Raw genomic sequence first — 17,063 nt, 5'->3', positions numbered from 1 at the left:
CTATCCGCCCGCGATACCGACCACAGGTGCCACCCCAAAGACGACTCGCCAACGTGAGGTGGCACCTACTGCCGCTTTCGCGCGGACATACCGACCACGGGTGCCACTCGAAGCGGCGGCTGGGGGCGATCGGAGGTGCGGATGCCGCGACTCAGCGCCACCAGGTGTCGTCCGGCGTCACGGGGAGATTGCGCTTGTGCTGCGTGGCGAGGTACTTCGACTCGATGAGGCCGGCGATCTCGGCATCCACAGGGAGCCCCTCGAGGAAATCGTCGATCTGCTCGTACGTGAGCCCGAGTTCGTCTTCGTCGGTACGACCGGGCTGACCGTCGAGAAGATCGGCCGTCGGCACCTTGAACGCGAGGCGGTCGGGTGCTCCGAGCGAGAGCAGCAGGGAGCGCCCCTGCCGTTTGGTGAGCCCGGAGAGCGGGAGGATGTCGGCTGCGCCGTCGCCGAACTTCGTGTAGAAGCCGGTGACAGCCTCGGCCGCATGATCGGTTCCGATCACCAGCATCCGCTCGTGTCCGGCGAGCGCGTACTGCGTCACCATCCGCACGCGCGCCTTGATGTTGCCGCGGTTGAAGTCGCTGATGTCGCTGGTGACGGCGAACTCGATGTCCTCCTCCACCCCGTCCACGCCGTTCTGGATGTTCACCTCGACGGAACTGTCGGGCGCGATGAAGGCGAGCGCGGCAGCGGCATCCTCAGCGTCCTGCTGCACCCGATACGGCAGGCGCACCGCGAGGAATCGCGCTTCACCGCCCTCCGCACGCACCCGTTCGACGGCGAGCTGCACGAGGCGGCCGGCGAGCGTCGAATCCTGGCCGCCGGAGATGCCGAGCACGTAGCCGCCGGCACCCGTCGTGCGGAGATAGTCCACCAGGAACTGCACTCGTCGTTCGACCTCGGCGGCGGGGTCGATCTCGGGCTTCACGCCGAGCGCTTCGGAGATCTGCTGCTGCAGGGTCACGGTGTCCTCCATCTGTCTTCGAACCAGTATCCCCCTTGCGTATTACGCACGGATGACGCCAGCGACCTGCGCACAGACGACATCCGGCTCCGACCTGACAGGATGGTGCGGTGAAACTTCTCGTCGCCGCTCTGAGCTCCGAACTCGCCGCCTTCCCCGACACCCTTCCGGGTTTCGATCGTCTGGTGACCGGGCCGGGCAAGCTCCCGGCGACGTACGCCCTCACGCGCGCGCTCGACGCGAAGACCTATGACGAGGTCGTCGTCGTCGGCACCGCAGGCGCGATCGACCCGGAGCTCCCGCCCACCGTGCACGAGATCGGCACCGCCTTCCAGCACGACGTCACCGACCTCGACGGCGTGCGCGGACAGCACGTGTCGCTGCCCGCGCGGGTCGCGACCGGCCGTGACGGCCTGCTCATCGCGACCGGCGATCACTTCGTGGACGACGCGGAGGTCACCGCGGTCATCCGCCCCACCGGCGCAGCCCTCGTCGACATGGAGACCTACGCCTTCATCTGGGTGGCCGAGCAGTTCGGCGTGCCGATCCGGGTGTTCCGCGCCGTATCGGACAACGCCGAGGATGGCGCGCTCACCGACTGGCGCGAGGCTGTCGCGCGCTGCAGCGAGCAGTTGCGCGAGTTCATCCGCGAGGAGTACGGCGTCTGATCCGCCTGGGGCGACGCGGTCGTCTCAGCGCGTCTCGATGACGCTCGGCCCGTTCGCCAGCGCCCGCACGGTCAGCTGCGCTGGGATCTGCTCCTGCATCGCCTCGACGTGACTGATCACGCCGACGGTGCGCCCGCCCTGACGCAGCTCGTCGAGTGTGCGCATGGCGATGTCGAGCGTGTCGCCGTCGAGGGAGCCGAAGCCTTCGTCGATGAACAGGGTGTCGAGACGGATGCCGCCGGCCCGCGCCGTCACCACCTCGGCGAGGCCGAGCGCGAGCGCCAGTGAGCTGAGGAAGGTCTCCCCGCCGGACAACGACTGAGCGGGACGGGTCTGGCCGGTGAACGCGTCGAACACCACGATGCCGAGGCCGGATGCCGCTCCCCGCGCCGCGAGCGCATCGGAGTGCTGCAACTGGTAACGCCCCGTGGACATGTCGTTCAGTCGTTGGTTCGCGGCGCGGACGATCTCTTCGAGCTCGGCAGCGAGGACGAACGTCTCGAGAGTCATCTTGCGGGTGTTCGCGCCGCGTCCGGCGAGGGTGTCGGCAAGGTTCTGCAGGATCTCGTGGTCCGCGGCCTGACCCGCGCTGGCGGCGTGCTCTGCCGCTGCCGACTCGATGAGGTCCTTCAGCCGCTCGACGGTGGCGCCGGCGCGTTCGGCGGCCTCCATCGCCGAAATCCATCGCGATCTCGCTGCTGCCGCTGCTTCCTCGGCGGGCGCGATGTCGATCCGGTCCTCCGGGAGGGCTCGCATCTCGAGCGGCAGCAGCACTCCCTTCTCCTTCTCGCGCTGCACTGTGTGCGTCGTGACGCTCTGTTCCAGTGCAGCCTGCTCCGCAGGGGAACGCAGTGCGACGGCGACTTCGGAGACATCGTCGAACGCCGACTTCTCGAGTGCCGCGCCCAGCGCCGCGTCGGCCTCGGCAAGGGCCGCGATCCGCTGCGCGTGCTCGTTGAGCGCGGATGCCAGGGCCGAAGCGGCGGCGATCCGTGTGCGCGCCTCTTCCAGACGGGCAGCGACGGACTCGGCGTCTCCGCGGGCCGCCTGGATCGACGCGGTGGCTTCGCGCTCGGTCTCCTCTCGCGCGGCGAGGGACTCCCGCGCGGTGGCGAGTGCGGATGCCGCTTCGGCGTGCTGACGTTCGAGCACGCCGCCCCGAGCCGTCGCCTCGTTCAGTTCGTCGTCGAGGGCGGCGACACGAGCGGCGACCGTCGCCGCTTCGGCGAGGGTGGCGGACGCGGTTTCCAGCTCCTCCTCGGCCTGAGCATCCGAGCGACCGTCCGCTCCGGCGATCGCAACGGCGAGTTCTGCCCCCAGCGCAGCGAGACGTTCGACGATCCGGCGTTCACGACCTGTCGCTGCATCGCGCTCCGCCTCGGCCCGCTCGACGTCTTCGGCGGAGATCGGATCGGTGTGCGCGGCAGGAGCCGGATGCTCAGCCGAGCCGCAGACGGGGCACGGTTCGTCGGCCGTCAACGTGGTGGCGAGCTCGCCCGCGTACCCGTCGAGGCGCCTCTGCAGCAGCTCCGCCAGCACGGACTGAGCCGTGGCCAGCGCGCGGTTCGCCGCCGCTCTCTCCCGTTCTGCGACCGCCTTCTCCGCCTTGAGCCGTTCGGCCTCTCGTACGGCCGCGCGGCGGGCGGTCGCCTGATCGCGCAGCCGCGTGAGGCCGTCCAGGCGATCCGCGCTGCGCCGTGCCGTATCGCGCTCTTCGGTCAGTCGGGTGATCAGCGCGGGAAGTTCTGCGCGCTCCTCGTCGACGCGCTCCACGTGGCGAGCCGCGGCATCCACGGCCTGTCGCGCCGAGTCCAGCTGTGCCCGGCGAGCGGAGGAACTCGACTCGAGATCGGCAGCGCGCTGCCAGTGCCCGCTCTCTCGGGTGAGGTCGGATGCCCAGCTCTGCAGCTCGACGACGGACTCGTCGTCGAGATCGACGCCGGTCGCCCGCCATGCGAGACGAGCACGATCGACGACAGCAGCGGATGCGGACTCCGCGGTCGTTGCGCGCACCACCGCGTCGACCACCCCACGGAGTATCTCGGCGGTCCGGGCTCGGTCGAGGGTGCGTCGGGCCTCGTCGATCCTCGGCTGCTCCGCCTCCAGCGCTGCCAGGGCCGATCGGGCTCGATCGCGTTCCGTCTGCGCGACGAACTGCTCTCGAAGATCGACCAGTGCGGCATCGGCCAGGGCCAGGGTGCGCTCGGCGTCGTCCCGCTCGGCAGAGCGGCGCTCAGCGCGATAGGCGGCGCGGGCCGCCGCGCGTCGCAGCGCCTCGATCCGCTCCGTCGTGGTCATCGACGCGCCGGACGGCATCCCCAGAGCCGGCGCGGTCGTCTCCTCGGCGACCGACGCGGCATCGCCCGCCTCCGCATCGGGAGCGCCCGAGCCCCAGAGGTCTTCGACCGTGACGAGTCGTTCGGCCTCCTCGACTCGAGCTGTCACGGCGGCCGTTCGCGCGCCGAGTGCCTGCTCCGAGGCTCGCCGTCGCTCGTCGAAACGTGCCTGGACGTCTTCGAATCGCTCGGTGCCGAAGAGCTTGCGCAGCAGCGCCTGCCTGTCTTTGCTGTTCGCGAGCAGGAACTCTGAGAACCGGTTCTGCGCGAGCAGGATGACCTGCAGGAACTGCTCGCGGCTCAACTGCAGGATCGTGTCGAGCTCGTTCCCGACGTCGACGGCCCGTGCGGCCCGGCCGATCCATCCGGCATCGGTCCGCTCCTCGAGTGCGACGGCTTGCGCCTGTTTCGTCAGGCCTCCGCCGCGCTTCGCCGTGCGGAGATACTCGGGTGACCGTGTGACGCGGAAGCGCCCGCCGGTCGTGCTGAACTCGACGACCACCTCGGAGATGTCGTCGGGCTCGCAGTGGTCGCTGCGCAGCCGCTTGTCACCGCTCTCGTACCGGGGCACTCCCCCGTAGAGGCCGAAGCACACCGCGTCGAGGATGCTCGACTTGCCCGCGCCGGTGCGCCCGGCGATGAGGAAGATGCCGTCGTCGGCGAATGCGTCGAAGTCGACGAACTGACGCGAACGGAACGGCCCGAACCCCTCGATCTCCAGTCGATGCAACCGCATCAGTCGCTGCTCCCGATCACGACGAGTCTCCGGATCACACGAGCGCCTCCGCACGCACCCGGTCATCGAGCACCTCGCGGATGAGTTCGCTCTCACGCTCGGTCGCACCCCGGCCCGCACGGACGTGCTCGAGGAACGCCTCGATGCGGTCGGTGTCGGTCGCGGCGGCCCTCAGCCGCTGCGAATACGAGCGTTCGTCGGCCGCTGTATCGACGTCGGGCTGATGCTGCACCATCGCGCAGTACGGGTACTGCTCCCGCAGCCTTCGCATCGGCTCACGCTGCGGGAGCCCGTCGGTGTAGATCGCGCAGACCCAGTCCTGTGCATGCGCCGAGATGTTGCCGGAGGAGAGGATCTCATCGAGCGTTCCCGTCAATGTGACGAGTCGTCGCGGCAACGGGAGCGGCATCCAATCGACGGCGGCGAGTCCTGCCGCGTCGAGCTCGATGATCCACGAGCCGCGTTCCTTGTGCTGCTCGCCGAAGCTGTAGTGCAGCGGGGCGCCCGCGTAGCGAACACGCTCACTGAGCTGCTGCCGCCCGTGGATGTGCCCGAGGGCGACGTAGTCGGGACCGTCGAACACGCTCAGCGGCACGACGTCGAGCCCACCCTGCCGCACCTCGCGCTCGAGACCGGCCGTGGCGTCGACGCCGGCGGCGAAGCAGTGCGCGATCACGACAGAACGCCCCGCATGCGCGGCCATCCCGTCTCTGACGAGCTCCATCGCGTGCGCCATCGTCTGCGCCTGGGTGCGCAGTTGCCGCCCCTCCGAATCGCCGTCCGGCCAGTATTGACGGACGATCGCCGGCTCGAGGTACGGAATGCCGAAGAACCGCACCGGGCCATCGGCGTCATCGATCGTGATCGGCGTGCCGATGGCGAGCGGATCGGTGAGCACATGGATGCCGTCGCGCAGCAGCCGGGCCTGGAAGCCGAGGCGCGCGGCGGAATCGTGGTTGCCGCTGGTGACGATCACCCTGGCGCCGGTCTCGTGCAGAGCGACGAGGGTGTCGCCGAGGAGCGTGTAGGCGGGGCCGGCGGGAGTGGCCGAATCGAAGACGTCGCCGGCGACGACGACCACGTCGACGGCGTTGTCGCGAACCTGCTCGGTGAGCGCCGTCAGCACCTCGGCCAGCGCATCCATGGTCGAGGTGCCATGGAAGGTGCGGCCGATATGCCAGTCGGACGTGTGCAGGATTCGCATACTCACACGCTACGAAGGGGCACGGACATTGCCTCTCAGGCGTGCCGCAGCAGGCCAGGAAGAAGTCGACCCGCGTCGTAACACGGCGTCACACGACGGATCTCAGCGGCGACGGAGGAGGTACGCGTGCTCCGGGTGCGCGGCGAACCAGTCCGCCACGTACCAGCAGACGGGATCGACCTTGCGGTCGCCGCGGCTCTCGATGTCGGCGACGGCGCCCTCGACGACGCGTGCCGCATGCCCGTGACCGCGGAAAGTCGGGACCGTGAACGCCCGGGTGAGTGCGAGCGTTCGTCCGTCGTCGCGATAGTCGAGCACGCTCACCAGCACTCCATCGCGCATGAGCGTGTAGCGCGAAGCATCCTTCTCATCGGTGAGGATGAAGCCGTCGACGATGGTGGAACCGGTCACCTGCACCAGATTACGCCGGGGTCTGCACGAATGATCCGTTTTGACACGGGCCGACACGATCCGACATACTTCCTCCCATGACCACCAACGCACGCCCTTTGTCCGCCCAGGAGGCGAACAGGACTGCCGGGATGATGATGCCCGGTCGCGTTGGCATGTGTTGCCGAATGTGTCGCTGAACGAACAGCCACCCCGTACGACTCGGTTCCTCGCGATCTGCGACGACTGAGTCCCCGAGCATCCACCCTTTTGCTCGCGTCCCGGCTCGCCCGGTCATTCATGCAACGCATCAGAGCCGCATCGGCTCACTGTCCCAAGGACTCATCATCATGTCGAACATCGCACTCCTCGAGCGTCCCGCCGTCACCGCCCCGATCCGCACCGTCCGCGCACAGCCGGAGCAGCCGGTCGCGGCCGATCTTCCCGCGGCCCGCTCCCCCCGCGGCTTCGCCCTCTACGTCGGCCTCGACGAGATCAAGGCCGCTGAGGCCGGGGTCAGCCTCCCCGTCCTCGTCGACGCGCTCCGCCGCACTCTGGCCGAGCTCGCCCCCGGCGCCGAGACGCACGCCACCGTCGCCCTCGCCCCGCATGGGTCCGGCGGCCGCGACCTCGACGTCGTGCGCCTCGCCCTGCAGGAGCCGGGTGCCATCGCCCGCACCAAGGCCGCCGCAGAAGAAGAGGCCGCGAGCACCGAGGGCGGCGTGACCGTCGACATCTCGCGCAAGCGCGTGCTCATCGACGGCGAGTCGGCCGCTTTCACCTACAAGGAGTTCGAGCTCCTCCAGTACCTGGTTCTCCGTGAAGGACGCACCATCGAGCGCACCGAGCTCGTCTCCGCCCTCTGGCAGGCGCAGGACGACGAGACCCCGGGTGAGCGCACGATCGACGTGCACGTGCGTCGCCTGCGCGCGAAGCTCGGTCGCTACGAGGACATCGTGCGCACCGTCCGCGGCATCGGCTACCGCTTCGACCGGCACGCCGACGTCGTGATCCGCTACGGCCACGGCACCCCCTCGCCCGACCGGTTCTGAGTCTGTCGTCGTTCACAACTCCTCAATAATCGCGTCTGCCACGGCCATGCAGCAGGTCGCGGGTGGCTTGCACCGCATTTCTGAGGAATTGTGAACTGCGTCACCCGAAGTCATCGGATCGTCGACGTTCATAACTCAGGAAGATCAGTCGCAGTGAACCCGGTGCCGGCCGATCTCCGGCCGAATCGGCGCACTTCTCCTGAGTCGTGAACAGAGCACGAGTGTCAGGCCCGCGACGTAGGGTGGGCGCATGACGTTGACAGCGGATGCCGGGCCGGCCGATGCCGCGCACCCCGGCGCCCCGCTGGAGACGACCTACCGACCCGCGCACCTCGTCGATCTGGGAGCCACGGTCGGCGTGCTGCGACGCGGTGGCACCGATCCGACCATGGTGGTCGACGGCGCCGTGATCTGGCGCGCGCTGCGCACACCCGACGGCGCCGCGACGCTCGCGCTGCGCTCTGTCTCCGGCGAGGTCAGAGCCACCGCCTGGGGTGCGGGTGCGGAATTCGCCCTTGCGACCGTTCCGCGACTGTGCGGCAGCGCCGATGATCCGGAGCCGCTCGACGCGGCGCGGCATCCGGTGATCGCGGAATCGGCGCGGCGCAATCCCGGTCTGCGTCTCACTCGCACCGATGAGGTGTTCGATGCGCTGGCCTGCTCGATCCTCGAGCAGAAGGTCACCGCCATGCAGGCGTTCGGCGCCTGGCGCTGGCTGGTCTCCCGCTTCGGCATCCGCGCCCCCGGCCCCACGCCGCGGCCGATGTTCGCGCCGCCGGACCCGGCAGGCTGGCGGCGCATCCCGTCGTGGTCGTGGCATCGCGCCGGCGTGCAGCCGCCGCAGTCGAAGACGATCGTCCGCGCTGCGGAACGTGGCGACAGCGTGGCCAGGGCGCTCCGCACCGTTGCCCCCGCGGACCGCGACCGCGTGCTCACGAGCCTTCCCGGTGTCGGGGTGTGGACGGCGGCGGAGACCCGCATCCGCGCGCTCGGCGATCCTGATGCGGTGAGTGTCGGCGACTTCCACCTCGCGCACGAGGTCGGCTTCGCGCTCGTCGGCAAGCGCGTCGACGACGACGGGATGCTCGAACTCCTCACCCCGTGGGCAGGCCAGCGGCAGCGCGTCATCCGCCTGATCCTCCGCAGCGGCATCCGGGAGCCCCGCCGCGGGCCGCGCCTCGCGCCCGAAGACCACCGCGACCGCTGAGCCGGACCGCGCGCTGGTTATGCTGAGCCCATGACCAACCCGCGCATCGGCATCCGCCTGATCGGCACGATCGGACTGCTCGTCGTCGGCGTCGTGGTGGGCCTGATCCTGCAGAACGTCTGGCTCGGCCTACTGCTCGCCGCGATCGTCTGGCTGGTGTGGTTCCTCGGCTTCGAATCCCGCCGCGGGCGCAACACCGGCGTCAACGACGAGGATCACGGCATCGAGCTCTGAGTCGCAGCCGCGTCCGACGCGGTTTGCCACACCTCCGGCCAGCCGCAAGACTGGCCGCATGGCTCTTCTCGATCATCTCGGTGTCACCGTCGATGACCTCGCGCGCGGGCGCGCCCAGTTCCATCCCGTCCTCGAGGCGCTCGGCTACACATACGGCGGCGAGGCGGAGCAGGGCATGTCCTGGCACTGCGGCGACGAGACCGAGATCATCATCTTCGCGCCGCACGAGAAGGGCACGGGTCCGCACGTGCACGGCACCGTAGGCTGGCAGCACCTCGCGTTCGCGGTCGATTCGCGTGACGAGGTCGATCGACTGCACGGCATCGCGCTGGATGCGGGCTGGACGGCCGTGCGGGAACCGAAGCTCTATCCACGGTTCAACGACCGCTACTACGCCGCTTTCGTCGAGGACGACAACGGCATCCGCCTGGAGTTCATGCACAACCCGCGGAGGCAGGGCTGACGGTCAGATCGCGGGCGCGATCGGCTCCCGGTATACACGCGCTCGGCCCTGCCGCCACCCGCATACGATCGGAACGTGCCCATCCCGTTCGCGCAGGTCTCCGACGCCGACCGGCATGACGCATTCCCGCCGACGCCGACCGGGGGCGCGGTCCTCCTGCTCGCCGGGTCGAGCGGCCGCATCGAACGGGAACGCGCGGACCTGCTCGCCGCGCACGGCATCCGCGTCCGCGCCGTCCGCTGGTTCGGAGGCGAGGGTCAGCGTGCCGTGCCGTACCGGGTTCCGCTCGAGATCTTCATGGGGCAGCTCGACGCTCTGCGCGCGGAGTGCGATCGGGTCAGTATCTTCGGCACGTCGTTCGGCGCCGAGGCGGCACTGCTCACAGCGACCGTGACGCCGGTCCATGCCGTCATCGCGGTCTCGCCGTCGAGCGTCGCGTGGGGAGGCGTGCAGGACGGATGCTGGTCATCGCACTGGACCTTCGAGGGTCAGACGCTGCCCTGGGTCCCCTTCGACGAGGAGTGGATGCCGGGCCAGGATCCGCCCGAATACCTGGGGCTGTACGAGACGAGTCTGCGCCGGAATGCGGCCGCCACCGAAGCGGCGACGATTCCGGTCGAGCGCATCGCGGGGACGGTGATCCTCACTGCGGGAGGGGATGATCGGGTATGGCCGAGCGCGGAGTTCGCTGCGGCGATCGTGAAACGTCGCGCGGCGCACGGGCTGCCGACCGAGCTGTTCTCCGCCCCTGATGCAGGACATCGACTCCTCCTCCCCGGCGAAACAGTCGCCACCGGCGGAACATCGATGCGGCGGGGCGGCGACGAGGAGTCCGACCGGATGCTCGGCAGCCGGGTGTGGCCGCGCGTGCTCGACGCGCTGCGGTAGGGATCTCGCCTTCCGCTCTTGCGGACGCCGGATGCTCGGCGCAGACTGATTCCGCACAGCGGGGCCGGCCCAGACATCCCTCTTCTCAAGGAGCAACCATGGCGAACCTCAACCCCTATCTCTCATTCCGAACAGAAGCGCGCGAGGCGATGGAGTTCTATCAGAGCGTCCTGGGCGGCGAGCTCGACGTCAACGTGTTCGGGGAGTTCCCCGACATGGTTCAGGACCCCAGCGAGAAGGACCTCATCATGCACGCGCAGCTCACGACGCCGGACGGGCTGGTGTTGATGGCGTCGGACTCCCCCAGCGGCATGCCGTACGAGAAGCCGCAGGGCTTCTCGGTCTCCTTGAGCGGCAACTCCGAAGAGCGGGCGCAGGCCGTGTGGGACAAGCTCGCCGACGGCGCCACCATCACGATGCCTCTCGATGTGCCGCCGTGGGGAGGCACCTTCGGGATGCTCGTCGACCGTTTCGGCGTCCCGTGGATGATCCACGGCGACCCCGAGGCCTGAACCGACAGCGCTCGTCGGGCTCTACGACGCCCGGGATGCTCTCAGTGCAGGGCGTTCTTCGTGATGTAGGCGCGCAGCGCCTGCTCGTCGTCGGGCATCTCGGCCACGCGCTGCGGAGCATCCAGCATCTGCCGCAGTTCGGGTGAGAACTCCAGCTCGACGCCGATGGCCTCGTGGATCGTCTCGGCGAACTTCTGCGGCTTGGCCGTCTCGAGGACGAGCATCGGGACGCCCTCCTCCCGGTGGGACCGGGCGACCTTCACGCCGTCGGCGGTGTGCGGATCGATGATCTCGCCGGAGGCCTCGTAGACCGACCGGATCGTCGCGAGACGGTCCGCGTGAGTGGACGTGCCACTGACGATGCCGAACTCCTCCTCGAAGCGCGGCTGCTCGTCCGACAGGTCGAAGTAGCCCTGGTCATCGAGTTCGCGCCACGCCGTCACCACGCGCCGCGGGTCACGGCCGACGAGGTCGAAGATGAAGCGCTCGAGGTTGGATGCCTTCGAGATGTCCATCGAGGGGCTCGAGGTCGCGAGGGTCTGCGCCGCGGCACGCGGCCGGTAGACACCCGTGCGGAAGAACTCATCGAGAACGTTGTTCTCGTTCGCGGCGAGCACGAGGCGGCGGACCGGCAACCCCATCTGCTTGGCGAAGAAGCCGGAGAGGATGTTGCCGAAGTTGCCGGACGGCACAGTGAAGGAGACCTCGATGGGCCCGTCGGCATCCGTCGCGCGCAGCCATGCCCAGAAGTAGTAGACGATCTGCGCGGTGATCCGGGCGAGGTTGATCGAGTTGACCGCGCCCAGGTGCTGGGTGCGCTTGAAATCCAGGTCGCCGGCGAGGCTCTTGACGAGGTTCTGGCAGTCGTCGAAGACGCCCTCGACGGCGATGTTGTGCACGTTCTCGTCGTCGATCGAGAACATCTGCGCGCGCTGGAATGTGCTCATCCGCCCCTGCGGCGAGAGCATGAACACCGAGATTCTGGCCTTGCCGCGCAGGGCATGTTCGGCTGCGGAGCCGGTGTCCCCGGACGTGGCTCCGACGATGTTCAGAACGCTGTCCCGCTGCTCCAGTGCATACTCCAGCACCTGGCCGAGGAACTGCATCGCCATGTCCTTGAAGGCCAGGGTCGGCCCCTCGGACAAGCCGACCAGCGTGATGCCCTCGCCGATCGACCGCAGCGGCACGACGTCTTCGGGGAAGTCCGCGTACGCGTCGGCGCACATCATGGCGAGGTCGTCACGCGGGATGTCGGTTGCGAACAGCCCGAGCACCTCTGTCGCCAGTTCCGGGTAGCTCAGGCCGCGCCAGCTCTCCAGTGTGGCCGCGTCGACCCGCGGCATCTCCTCCGGCACCGCCAGGCCGCCGTCAGTGGCGAGGCCCTCGAGCAGCGTCTCGCTGTACGGCAGCGGCTCCATGCCACCTCGGGTCGAAATGAACTGCACGGTGGCTCCTCGGGTCGGAATCGGCGAGTGTCGCGTTCCATTCTCGCAGGTGCGGCGACGGCATGACGGCGGCGGATGCCGGTCAGAGTTCCGTATAGCGGTTGTTCACCCGGTACCACTCGAGCCCGGCGTCTTCAGCGATCTGCGATGCGATCCGGTCGACGCGCTCGATCTTGTCCTGGTCGTCATAGACGTCCTGGTGCAACCAGACGCTGAGGCCCTCGTGACCGACTTCGACGATGTCGACCATGCCCGTGTCAGCGAAACTCTGCCACCACTCGGCCCATCTCGGATACGGGTTGCTGCTCGCATCGAGTGCGACACGATCCGAGGAGTCGACGCGGAAAGCCGGTTTCGTACCGGAGGCCTGCATCGTGAACGCCACGTCCAGCCCTTCGGGGTTGTTCGCCGAGATCTGCTCGGATGCGGCCACCAGTTCGCCGATTTCACCGACCTGCACGTGAACGACGCCGTTCGATCCCGTCGCCTCAAGACCGAGTTCACGGTCGATCCAGGAGACCAGTCGTACGCCGGCCGGTCCCGCACCATTGGCGGACCCCCCGCCCGGCGGCACGATCGCCACGTCGACATCGCGCCACAACCCCGACGGACTCGCACGCAGCAGCGTCCCGGCCGTCACGACGGCGACCTTCGGATCTCCTTGATCAGCAGCAAGAGTGGCGACCACTCCCGTCTCCTCGTACACGACACTCTCGAGCGGGAACAGCGCATCGACCGCCCGCAGATCAGCGATGCGTTGCGCGACGGTGGCGGGATCCTCCGTCGGCAGTCGCAGTCCCCGGGCGCTGAGGGCGAGACGCTCTTCGGCTTCGAGGCGTTGCGCGACCGTCTCGGCGACTGCCAGCGTCTCGTACACTCTCCCGTCGTCGGTTGTCATCGAGATCTCGACACGGGCGCCGCCGTCGCTGAGAGAGCGGACCTGGACGTTCGCGCCACCGCTCAGTCCGAGCGTCGAGATTGCCGTCGCGATCCCGATCACATCCCGTTCGATCAGTGGGCACGCGGATCCGGCCGAAGTCTGCACCTCGTCGTCGTCCACTCGGACGACGACGGTGAACTGCACGCTCGCGTTCGGCTTCTCCGCGCATGCCACCCTGACCAACTCGTCGAGGACCTCTTCCTCCGCGGGCACCACCGCGACGACCCCGACCTGCACGGTGAACGGCAACGGCGTCGATGTCGTCATCGATACCTCGATCACCCCTGGCACGGCCGCGATGGTAGCCCGATACTGCTCGGCGCTCTCCTTCGACTGCGGCGTGCAGCCGGTGAGTGCGAGTGCCGCGATCGTCGTCATCGCGAGTGCGGACATCCCTCGTCGTCTTCTCGTGCGCATGATCCCCCCGCGGATCAGCGTAACCGAGGTGGAACACCCCGCCCCGAGCGCGCCGGAGCCGCCTCACCGCTTCGAGCCGGCGATCACCTTCGCGTTGTCTTTCGACTGAGGTGCGGCCACACGATCGACCACTGCTCCCCCTGAAGATCTCGCGGGAGAGAACGGGTCGAGACACCGGCGTGCGCGAGTGCCTGCCGTGCGGCGTCGATGTCGACGCGCGCAGCGCCTGCGATGACCACCGCGAGGCTGGACCCCCGTCCCGTGAACGCGGCACGGACGAAGGCCTCGTACGCCCGACGCTCTGACCGTGGGATGAGCGCAGTCGAGCGTCGGCTGATCGTGAGCACGCCGCCGTCGACGCTGGGCTGCGGCGAGAATCCCCACGAAGGCACCCGGCCCTGCAACTCGAAGTCGAACCAGGGCGCCGACTGCGCGGTCATCATCGTGCTGCCGCCCACGCCTGCACGCTTTCGAGCGACCTCCCATTGCGTCAGCAGCACGGCGTGGCCCCAGCTGCCGGTGGCGAGGAGGCGCCGGAGGATCGGGGTGGTCAGGTGGAAGGGGATGTTGCCGACGACGACATCGGCGTCGAACGGATAGCGCGTGGCATCCGCCGGCTCGACGCGCACGCCGGGCAGCACCCGACGCAGGCGGGCGACCCGGTGCTCGTCGATGTCGATCGCGGTGAGCGGCCTTCCCAGCTCGGCCAGCGAGCGGGTCAGGGCGCCGTCACCGGCGCCGAGTTCGAGGATCGAGCCCGAGGTGCGCCGGACGAGAGCGGTGATGCGGCTGAGCGTCGGCCGGTGGGTGAGGAAGTTCTGGCCGAGTTCGTGTCGGCCGCCATGAAGAGAACGAGGCATGAGTGCGCTCCAGAAGAAGGATCGGAGCACCTCGAGGGAGGGAGCGCGAGAAAGCGCGGAGAAGCTGCCCGTCCCGAGGTGCGGATGGCATCTCGGAGGACGGCGCGCGTACGACGAACGAGCGCGCCGTCAGGCGCGGCGGTCGCGGAACGTGAAGGAAGGCGCCGTCACCAGCGCACTGTGCAGAGTTCCCATGAGAGCAGTCTATGGAATCGGAGGCGATCAGATCCAGCCGCGCTCCTCCGCGAGGAGCACCGCCTGCTGGCGGGTGCCCACCGCGAGCTTGGCGAGCACAGCGGAGATGTGGTTGCGCACCGTTCCCGGAGCGAGGGAGAGGCTCCGGGCGATCTGGCCCGTGGTCTCCCCTCGGCGCCCCGCCCGCAGTACATCGAGTTCACGGTCGGTGAGCGGCGAGCGTTCGTCGCTCAGCGCATCCGCCGCGATCTCCGGGTCGACATAGCGACCGCCGGCGGCGACGCGGCGGATGATCGACGCGACCTCATCGGCCCCACGGGATTTGGGGAGGAACCCGGCGACCCCCGAAGCCAGCGCCCGGCGCAGGACTCCGGGACGCGCGTGGCGGGTGACGACGATGCAGCGTGTCGCGATGGCGCGATTGAGCCGCTCGGCCACCTCGACGCCGTCGAGCCCCGGCATCTCGAGGTCGAGCAGACACACATCCGGCAGCAGTCGCAGCGCATCGGCGACGGCCTGCTCGCCGTTCTCGCACTCGGCGACGACCTCGATGTCGTCCTCGAGCCGCAGCAGTGCGGCGAGCGCGGAACGGATCATCCCCTCGTCGTCGGCGAGCAGCACCCGAATCATCGGGGCTCCTCCTGCCGTGCGGGCACGGTCACGACGACCGTGAACTCGTCCGCGCCGCGGAGGACCTCCAGGGTTCCGTCGGCCTCGGCGATCCGACGGCCGACCCCCTCGAGACCCGAGCCCTCCCGTCCGGGTTCGGCTCCAGGAGCGACATCGTTGGAGATCTCGTAGCGCCAGGCATCCGCTGTCCGTGCGAGCACGAGTCGCGCGCGCTTGCCGCCGCCATGCCGGAGCACGTTCGTTGTCGTCTCGCGGATGACCGGGCCGAGATCGGATGCCGGAGCCCGATCGGCATCCGCGCCGATGTCCGTCTCGACGTCGAGTCCCGCCGCCTGCAGGAGGTCGCGGGCGTTGGCGAGCTCGTCGCTCAACGGCACCGAACGGAACCGCATCGCGAGGTCGCGTGTGCCCTGCCGCGCGTCGTCGACGCTCGTGCGTGCTGCGCGGAGCTGCTGCATCCCGGCCTCCGGATCGCGCGGCATGAGGCGTTCGGCGAGCTCCAGCTGCAGGGCGATCACCTGCAGGTGGTGCCCCTGGAGATCGTGCACGTCGGTCGCCACCCGCAGGCGCTCCTGCGCCGCCGCGAGCCGGGACTCGGATGCTCTGGCTCGGTCGAGCGTGATCAGCACGTCCCACCACCACAGCGAGCTCACCGTCATCACCGGGAGGACGAGCGTGTAGACGACAGGGAGCGTCCAACCGGCGTCGGGCGTCGGCCCGCCGGAAGACGCATCGACGAAGGCCGCGCCGGCGAGCAGGACCGTGACCGCGATGACGAGGCGGAGGCGCACTCCCCTGGGCCAGTTCAGCAGGACGAGGAGCTGCGCGACGGGCATGATACCGAGCAGCCAGCTATGGGTGACGGTGCCTGCCGTGATGCCGAATGCCACGGAGACGAGCGACGGAACCGCCAGCGGAACCCATTGGACGCCCGGCTCGGCGTCGAGCCGGTGACGGTACGCCGCAATCACCGGCACCGTCGCCGCGCACCAGAGCAGACCGCCGATCCCGACGACGAGCCCCACGGTGCTCCCGGGCGTCACCGCGAATGCGATCGCGGTCCAGAACAGCACGAGCGTCAGCTCGAAGACCATCACGGCACTGGCGGTGTACCACCACGTCGCGATGATCCCGCGGGCCAGCTGCTGGGCGCCGGGTGCGGGCTCTGCTCCCGCGGCAGGGGACTTCGTACTCATTCGACCCACGATAGAGGCATGACACTTGTCAGGGATGCGGCAGGTGTTGCGCACGCGAAGAGGTGACAGCCCGGCACTGCCGTCCCCGGGCGGATGCCGGTGGAATGGGACCCATGAACCTCATCGAAACCTTCCAGAACCTCGTCGCACAGGTGCCCGAGCTCGTGCAGCCGCTGATCGTCGCGCTCGCCGGCGCCGTCCCCTTCATCGAGGGCGAGGGAGCCGCCGCGATCGGGATCATCGGCGGCATCCACCCGGTGATCGCCGCCATCGCTGCGATCGCCGGGAACTTCCTCTGCGTCGCCGCGCTCGTGCTCCTCGGCTCCGGCGCCCGGCAGGCCATCGTCGCCCGTCGAGACCGCTCGCGCCAGCTCGTCCCGGCCGGCGGCGGATCGCCGGTCGCTCTCGACGACACTGCGGAGCCCGGCCGGAAAGGCGCGCGCAAGGAGAAGTTCCAGCGCGCCCTGGTCCGCTACGGCGTTCCCGGTGTCAGCCTGCTCGGTCCGCTGCTGCTGCCCACGCAGTTCACCGCGACCATGCTCGCCGCCGCGGGCGTCGGCAAGGTCCGCATCCTGATCTGGCAGGCCATCGCGATCATCGGCTGGACGACTGCGGTCACCGTCATCGTCGGTGGCGCAGTGTACGCGATCCACTGAGCACGAGCCGCGGCCGGTCCGGCAGCCGCCGGACCGGCCGTTCCGGTGTTCCTGGCATCAACCC

At 69.1% G+C, this 17,063-nt stretch carries 17 protein-coding genes; 8 read left to right on the top strand and 9 right to left on the bottom strand.

What is annotated here, in order from left to right; all coding sequences use genetic code 11:
* Positions 1-151 precede the first annotated feature (151 nt).
* Positions 152-982 carry an ammonia-dependent NAD(+) synthetase gene (nadE, locus tag CUR96_RS15020; RefSeq protein ID WP_281255066.1) on the bottom strand — a complete coding sequence of 277 codons (831 nt, stop codon included), beginning with the start codon at positions 980-982 and terminating at the stop codon, positions 152-154.
* 98 nt (positions 983-1,080) lie between these two features.
* Between nadE and CUR96_RS15015 the strand changes: the two genes are divergently transcribed.
* Complete coding sequence (locus CUR96_RS15015; protein WP_102194147.1) at positions 1,081-1,638, top strand: nucleoside phosphorylase; 558 nt, start codon at positions 1,081-1,083, stop codon at positions 1,636-1,638.
* 24 nt (positions 1,639-1,662) lie between these two features.
* Here CUR96_RS15015 and CUR96_RS15010 read toward each other — a convergent pair whose 3' ends face one another.
* The 3 genes from CUR96_RS15010 to CUR96_RS15000 all read right to left on the bottom strand — a co-directional run bounded on the left by CUR96_RS15010 (position 1,663) and on the right by CUR96_RS15000 (position 6,325).
* Positions 1,663-4,710: an AAA family ATPase gene (locus tag CUR96_RS15010; protein ID WP_102194146.1), complete on the bottom strand. Its 3,048-nt coding sequence runs from the start codon at positions 4,708-4,710 to the stop codon at positions 1,663-1,665.
* A 34-nt stretch (positions 4,711-4,744) separates the two neighbouring features.
* Positions 4,745-5,914 (bottom strand): exonuclease SbcCD subunit D, encoded by a 1,170-nt coding sequence (locus CUR96_RS15005; protein WP_102194145.1) that lies wholly within the window; start codon positions 5,912-5,914, stop codon positions 4,745-4,747.
* A gap of 102 nt (positions 5,915-6,016) precedes the next feature.
* The gene (locus CUR96_RS15000; RefSeq protein ID WP_245861340.1) at positions 6,017-6,325 is read right to left on the bottom strand and encodes a GNAT family N-acetyltransferase; all 309 of its coding nucleotides are present in this window, start codon (positions 6,323-6,325) and stop codon (positions 6,017-6,019) included.
* A 329-nt stretch (positions 6,326-6,654) separates the two neighbouring features.
* Between CUR96_RS15000 and CUR96_RS14995 the strand changes: the two genes are divergently transcribed.
* The 6 genes from CUR96_RS14995 (at position 6,655) to CUR96_RS14970 (ending at position 10,660) form a co-directional block, all read left to right on the top strand.
* Positions 6,655-7,356, top strand: coding sequence for a winged helix-turn-helix domain-containing protein (locus tag CUR96_RS14995; protein WP_102194144.1), 702 nt, complete (start codon positions 6,655-6,657; stop codon positions 7,354-7,356).
* Positions 7,357-7,606: 250 nt separating this feature from the next.
* Positions 7,607-8,563 (top strand): DNA-3-methyladenine glycosylase family protein, encoded by a 957-nt coding sequence (locus CUR96_RS14990; protein ID WP_102194143.1) that lies wholly within the window; start codon positions 7,607-7,609, stop codon positions 8,561-8,563.
* Between the two features lie 30 nt (positions 8,564-8,593).
* Complete coding sequence (locus CUR96_RS14985; protein ID WP_102194142.1) at positions 8,594-8,797, top strand: hypothetical protein; 204 nt, start codon at positions 8,594-8,596, stop codon at positions 8,795-8,797.
* A 58-nt stretch (positions 8,798-8,855) separates the two neighbouring features.
* Complete coding sequence (locus tag CUR96_RS14980; protein WP_102194141.1) at positions 8,856-9,260, top strand: VOC family protein; 405 nt, start codon at positions 8,856-8,858, stop codon at positions 9,258-9,260.
* A gap of 75 nt (positions 9,261-9,335) precedes the next feature.
* Positions 9,336-10,148, top strand: a complete 813-nt coding sequence (locus tag CUR96_RS14975; protein ID WP_102194140.1) for an acyl-CoA thioester hydrolase/BAAT C-terminal domain-containing protein — start codon at positions 9,336-9,338, stop codon at positions 10,146-10,148.
* A 98-nt stretch (positions 10,149-10,246) separates the two neighbouring features.
* The gene (locus CUR96_RS14970) at positions 10,247-10,660 is read left to right on the top strand and encodes a VOC family protein (RefSeq protein ID WP_102194139.1); all 414 of its coding nucleotides are present in this window, start codon (positions 10,247-10,249) and stop codon (positions 10,658-10,660) included.
* 41 nt (positions 10,661-10,701) lie between these two features.
* Here CUR96_RS14970 and thrC read toward each other — a convergent pair whose 3' ends face one another.
* From thrC to CUR96_RS14945, 5 genes are all read right to left on the bottom strand, one after another.
* A complete protein-coding gene (gene thrC, locus CUR96_RS14965) occupies positions 10,702-12,105 on the bottom strand; it encodes a threonine synthase (RefSeq protein WP_102194138.1) in 1,404 nt (467 codons plus the stop codon).
* An 82-nt stretch (positions 12,106-12,187) separates the two neighbouring features.
* Positions 12,188-13,438, bottom strand: a complete 1,251-nt coding sequence (locus CUR96_RS14960; protein WP_102194137.1) for a hypothetical protein — start codon at positions 13,436-13,438, stop codon at positions 12,188-12,190.
* Positions 13,439-13,545: 107 nt separating this feature from the next.
* Entirely contained in the window at positions 13,546-14,322 is a 777-nt protein-coding gene (gene erm / locus CUR96_RS14955; protein ID WP_102194136.1) for a 23S ribosomal RNA methyltransferase Erm, read from the bottom strand.
* 222 nt (positions 14,323-14,544) lie between these two features.
* Positions 14,545-15,147 (bottom strand): response regulator transcription factor, encoded by a 603-nt coding sequence (locus tag CUR96_RS14950; protein WP_102194135.1) that lies wholly within the window; start codon positions 15,145-15,147, stop codon positions 14,545-14,547.
* Complete coding sequence (locus CUR96_RS14945) at positions 15,144-16,343, bottom strand: sensor histidine kinase (RefSeq protein ID WP_102194134.1); 1,200 nt, start codon at positions 16,341-16,343, stop codon at positions 15,144-15,146. The genes CUR96_RS14950 and CUR96_RS14945 overlap by 4 nt, the downstream gene beginning before the upstream one ends.
* Before the next feature lie 113 nt (positions 16,344-16,456).
* Between CUR96_RS14945 and CUR96_RS14940 the strand changes: the two genes are divergently transcribed.
* A complete protein-coding gene (locus CUR96_RS14940; RefSeq protein ID WP_102194133.1) occupies positions 16,457-16,999 on the top strand; it encodes a small multidrug efflux protein in 543 nt (180 codons plus the stop codon).
* Positions 17,000-17,063 lie beyond the last annotated feature (64 nt).

The sequence above is a fragment of the Microbacterium aurantiacum genome, assembly GCF_002872075.1.
Lineage (GTDB): Bacteria > Actinomycetota > Actinomycetes > Actinomycetales > Microbacteriaceae > Microbacterium > Microbacterium aurantiacum_A.
The sequence above is the reverse complement of the archived record's forward strand: the minus strand, read 5'-3'. Positions and strand labels throughout refer to the sequence as shown.

Coding starts and splice junctions, on each gene's coding strand:
- erm (WP_102194136.1), bottom strand. CDS start 14,322: ATGCCTCGTTCTCTTCATGGCGGCCGACACGAACTCGGCCAGAACTTC.
- CUR96_RS14985 (WP_102194142.1), top strand. CDS start 8,594: ATGACCAACCCGCGCATCGGCATCCGCCTGATCGGCACGATCGGACTG.
- CUR96_RS14970 (WP_102194139.1), top strand. CDS start 10,247: ATGGCGAACCTCAACCCCTATCTCTCATTCCGAACAGAAGCGCGCGAG.
- CUR96_RS15010 (WP_102194146.1), bottom strand. CDS start 4,710: ATGCGGTTGCATCGACTGGAGATCGAGGGGTTCGGGCCGTTCCGTTCG.
- CUR96_RS15005 (WP_102194145.1), bottom strand. CDS start 5,914: ATGCGAATCCTGCACACGTCCGACTGGCATATCGGCCGCACCTTCCAT.
- CUR96_RS14980 (WP_102194141.1), top strand. CDS start 8,856: ATGGCTCTTCTCGATCATCTCGGTGTCACCGTCGATGACCTCGCGCGC.
- CUR96_RS14960 (WP_102194137.1), bottom strand. CDS start 13,438: ATGTCCGCACTCGCGATGACGACGATCGCGGCACTCGCACTCACCGGC.
- CUR96_RS14945 (WP_102194134.1), bottom strand. CDS start 16,343: ATGAGTACGAAGTCCCCTGCCGCGGGAGCAGAGCCCGCACCCGGCGCC.
- CUR96_RS14995 (WP_102194144.1), top strand. CDS start 6,655: ATGTCGAACATCGCACTCCTCGAGCGTCCCGCCGTCACCGCCCCGATC.
- CUR96_RS14990 (WP_102194143.1), top strand. CDS start 7,607: ATGACGTTGACAGCGGATGCCGGGCCGGCCGATGCCGCGCACCCCGGC.
- CUR96_RS14950 (WP_102194135.1), bottom strand. CDS start 15,147: ATGATTCGGGTGCTGCTCGCCGACGACGAGGGGATGATCCGTTCCGCG.
- CUR96_RS14940 (WP_102194133.1), top strand. CDS start 16,457: ATGAACCTCATCGAAACCTTCCAGAACCTCGTCGCACAGGTGCCCGAG.
- nadE (WP_281255066.1), bottom strand. CDS start 982: ATGGAGGACACCGTGACCCTGCAGCAGCAGATCTCCGAAGCGCTCGGC.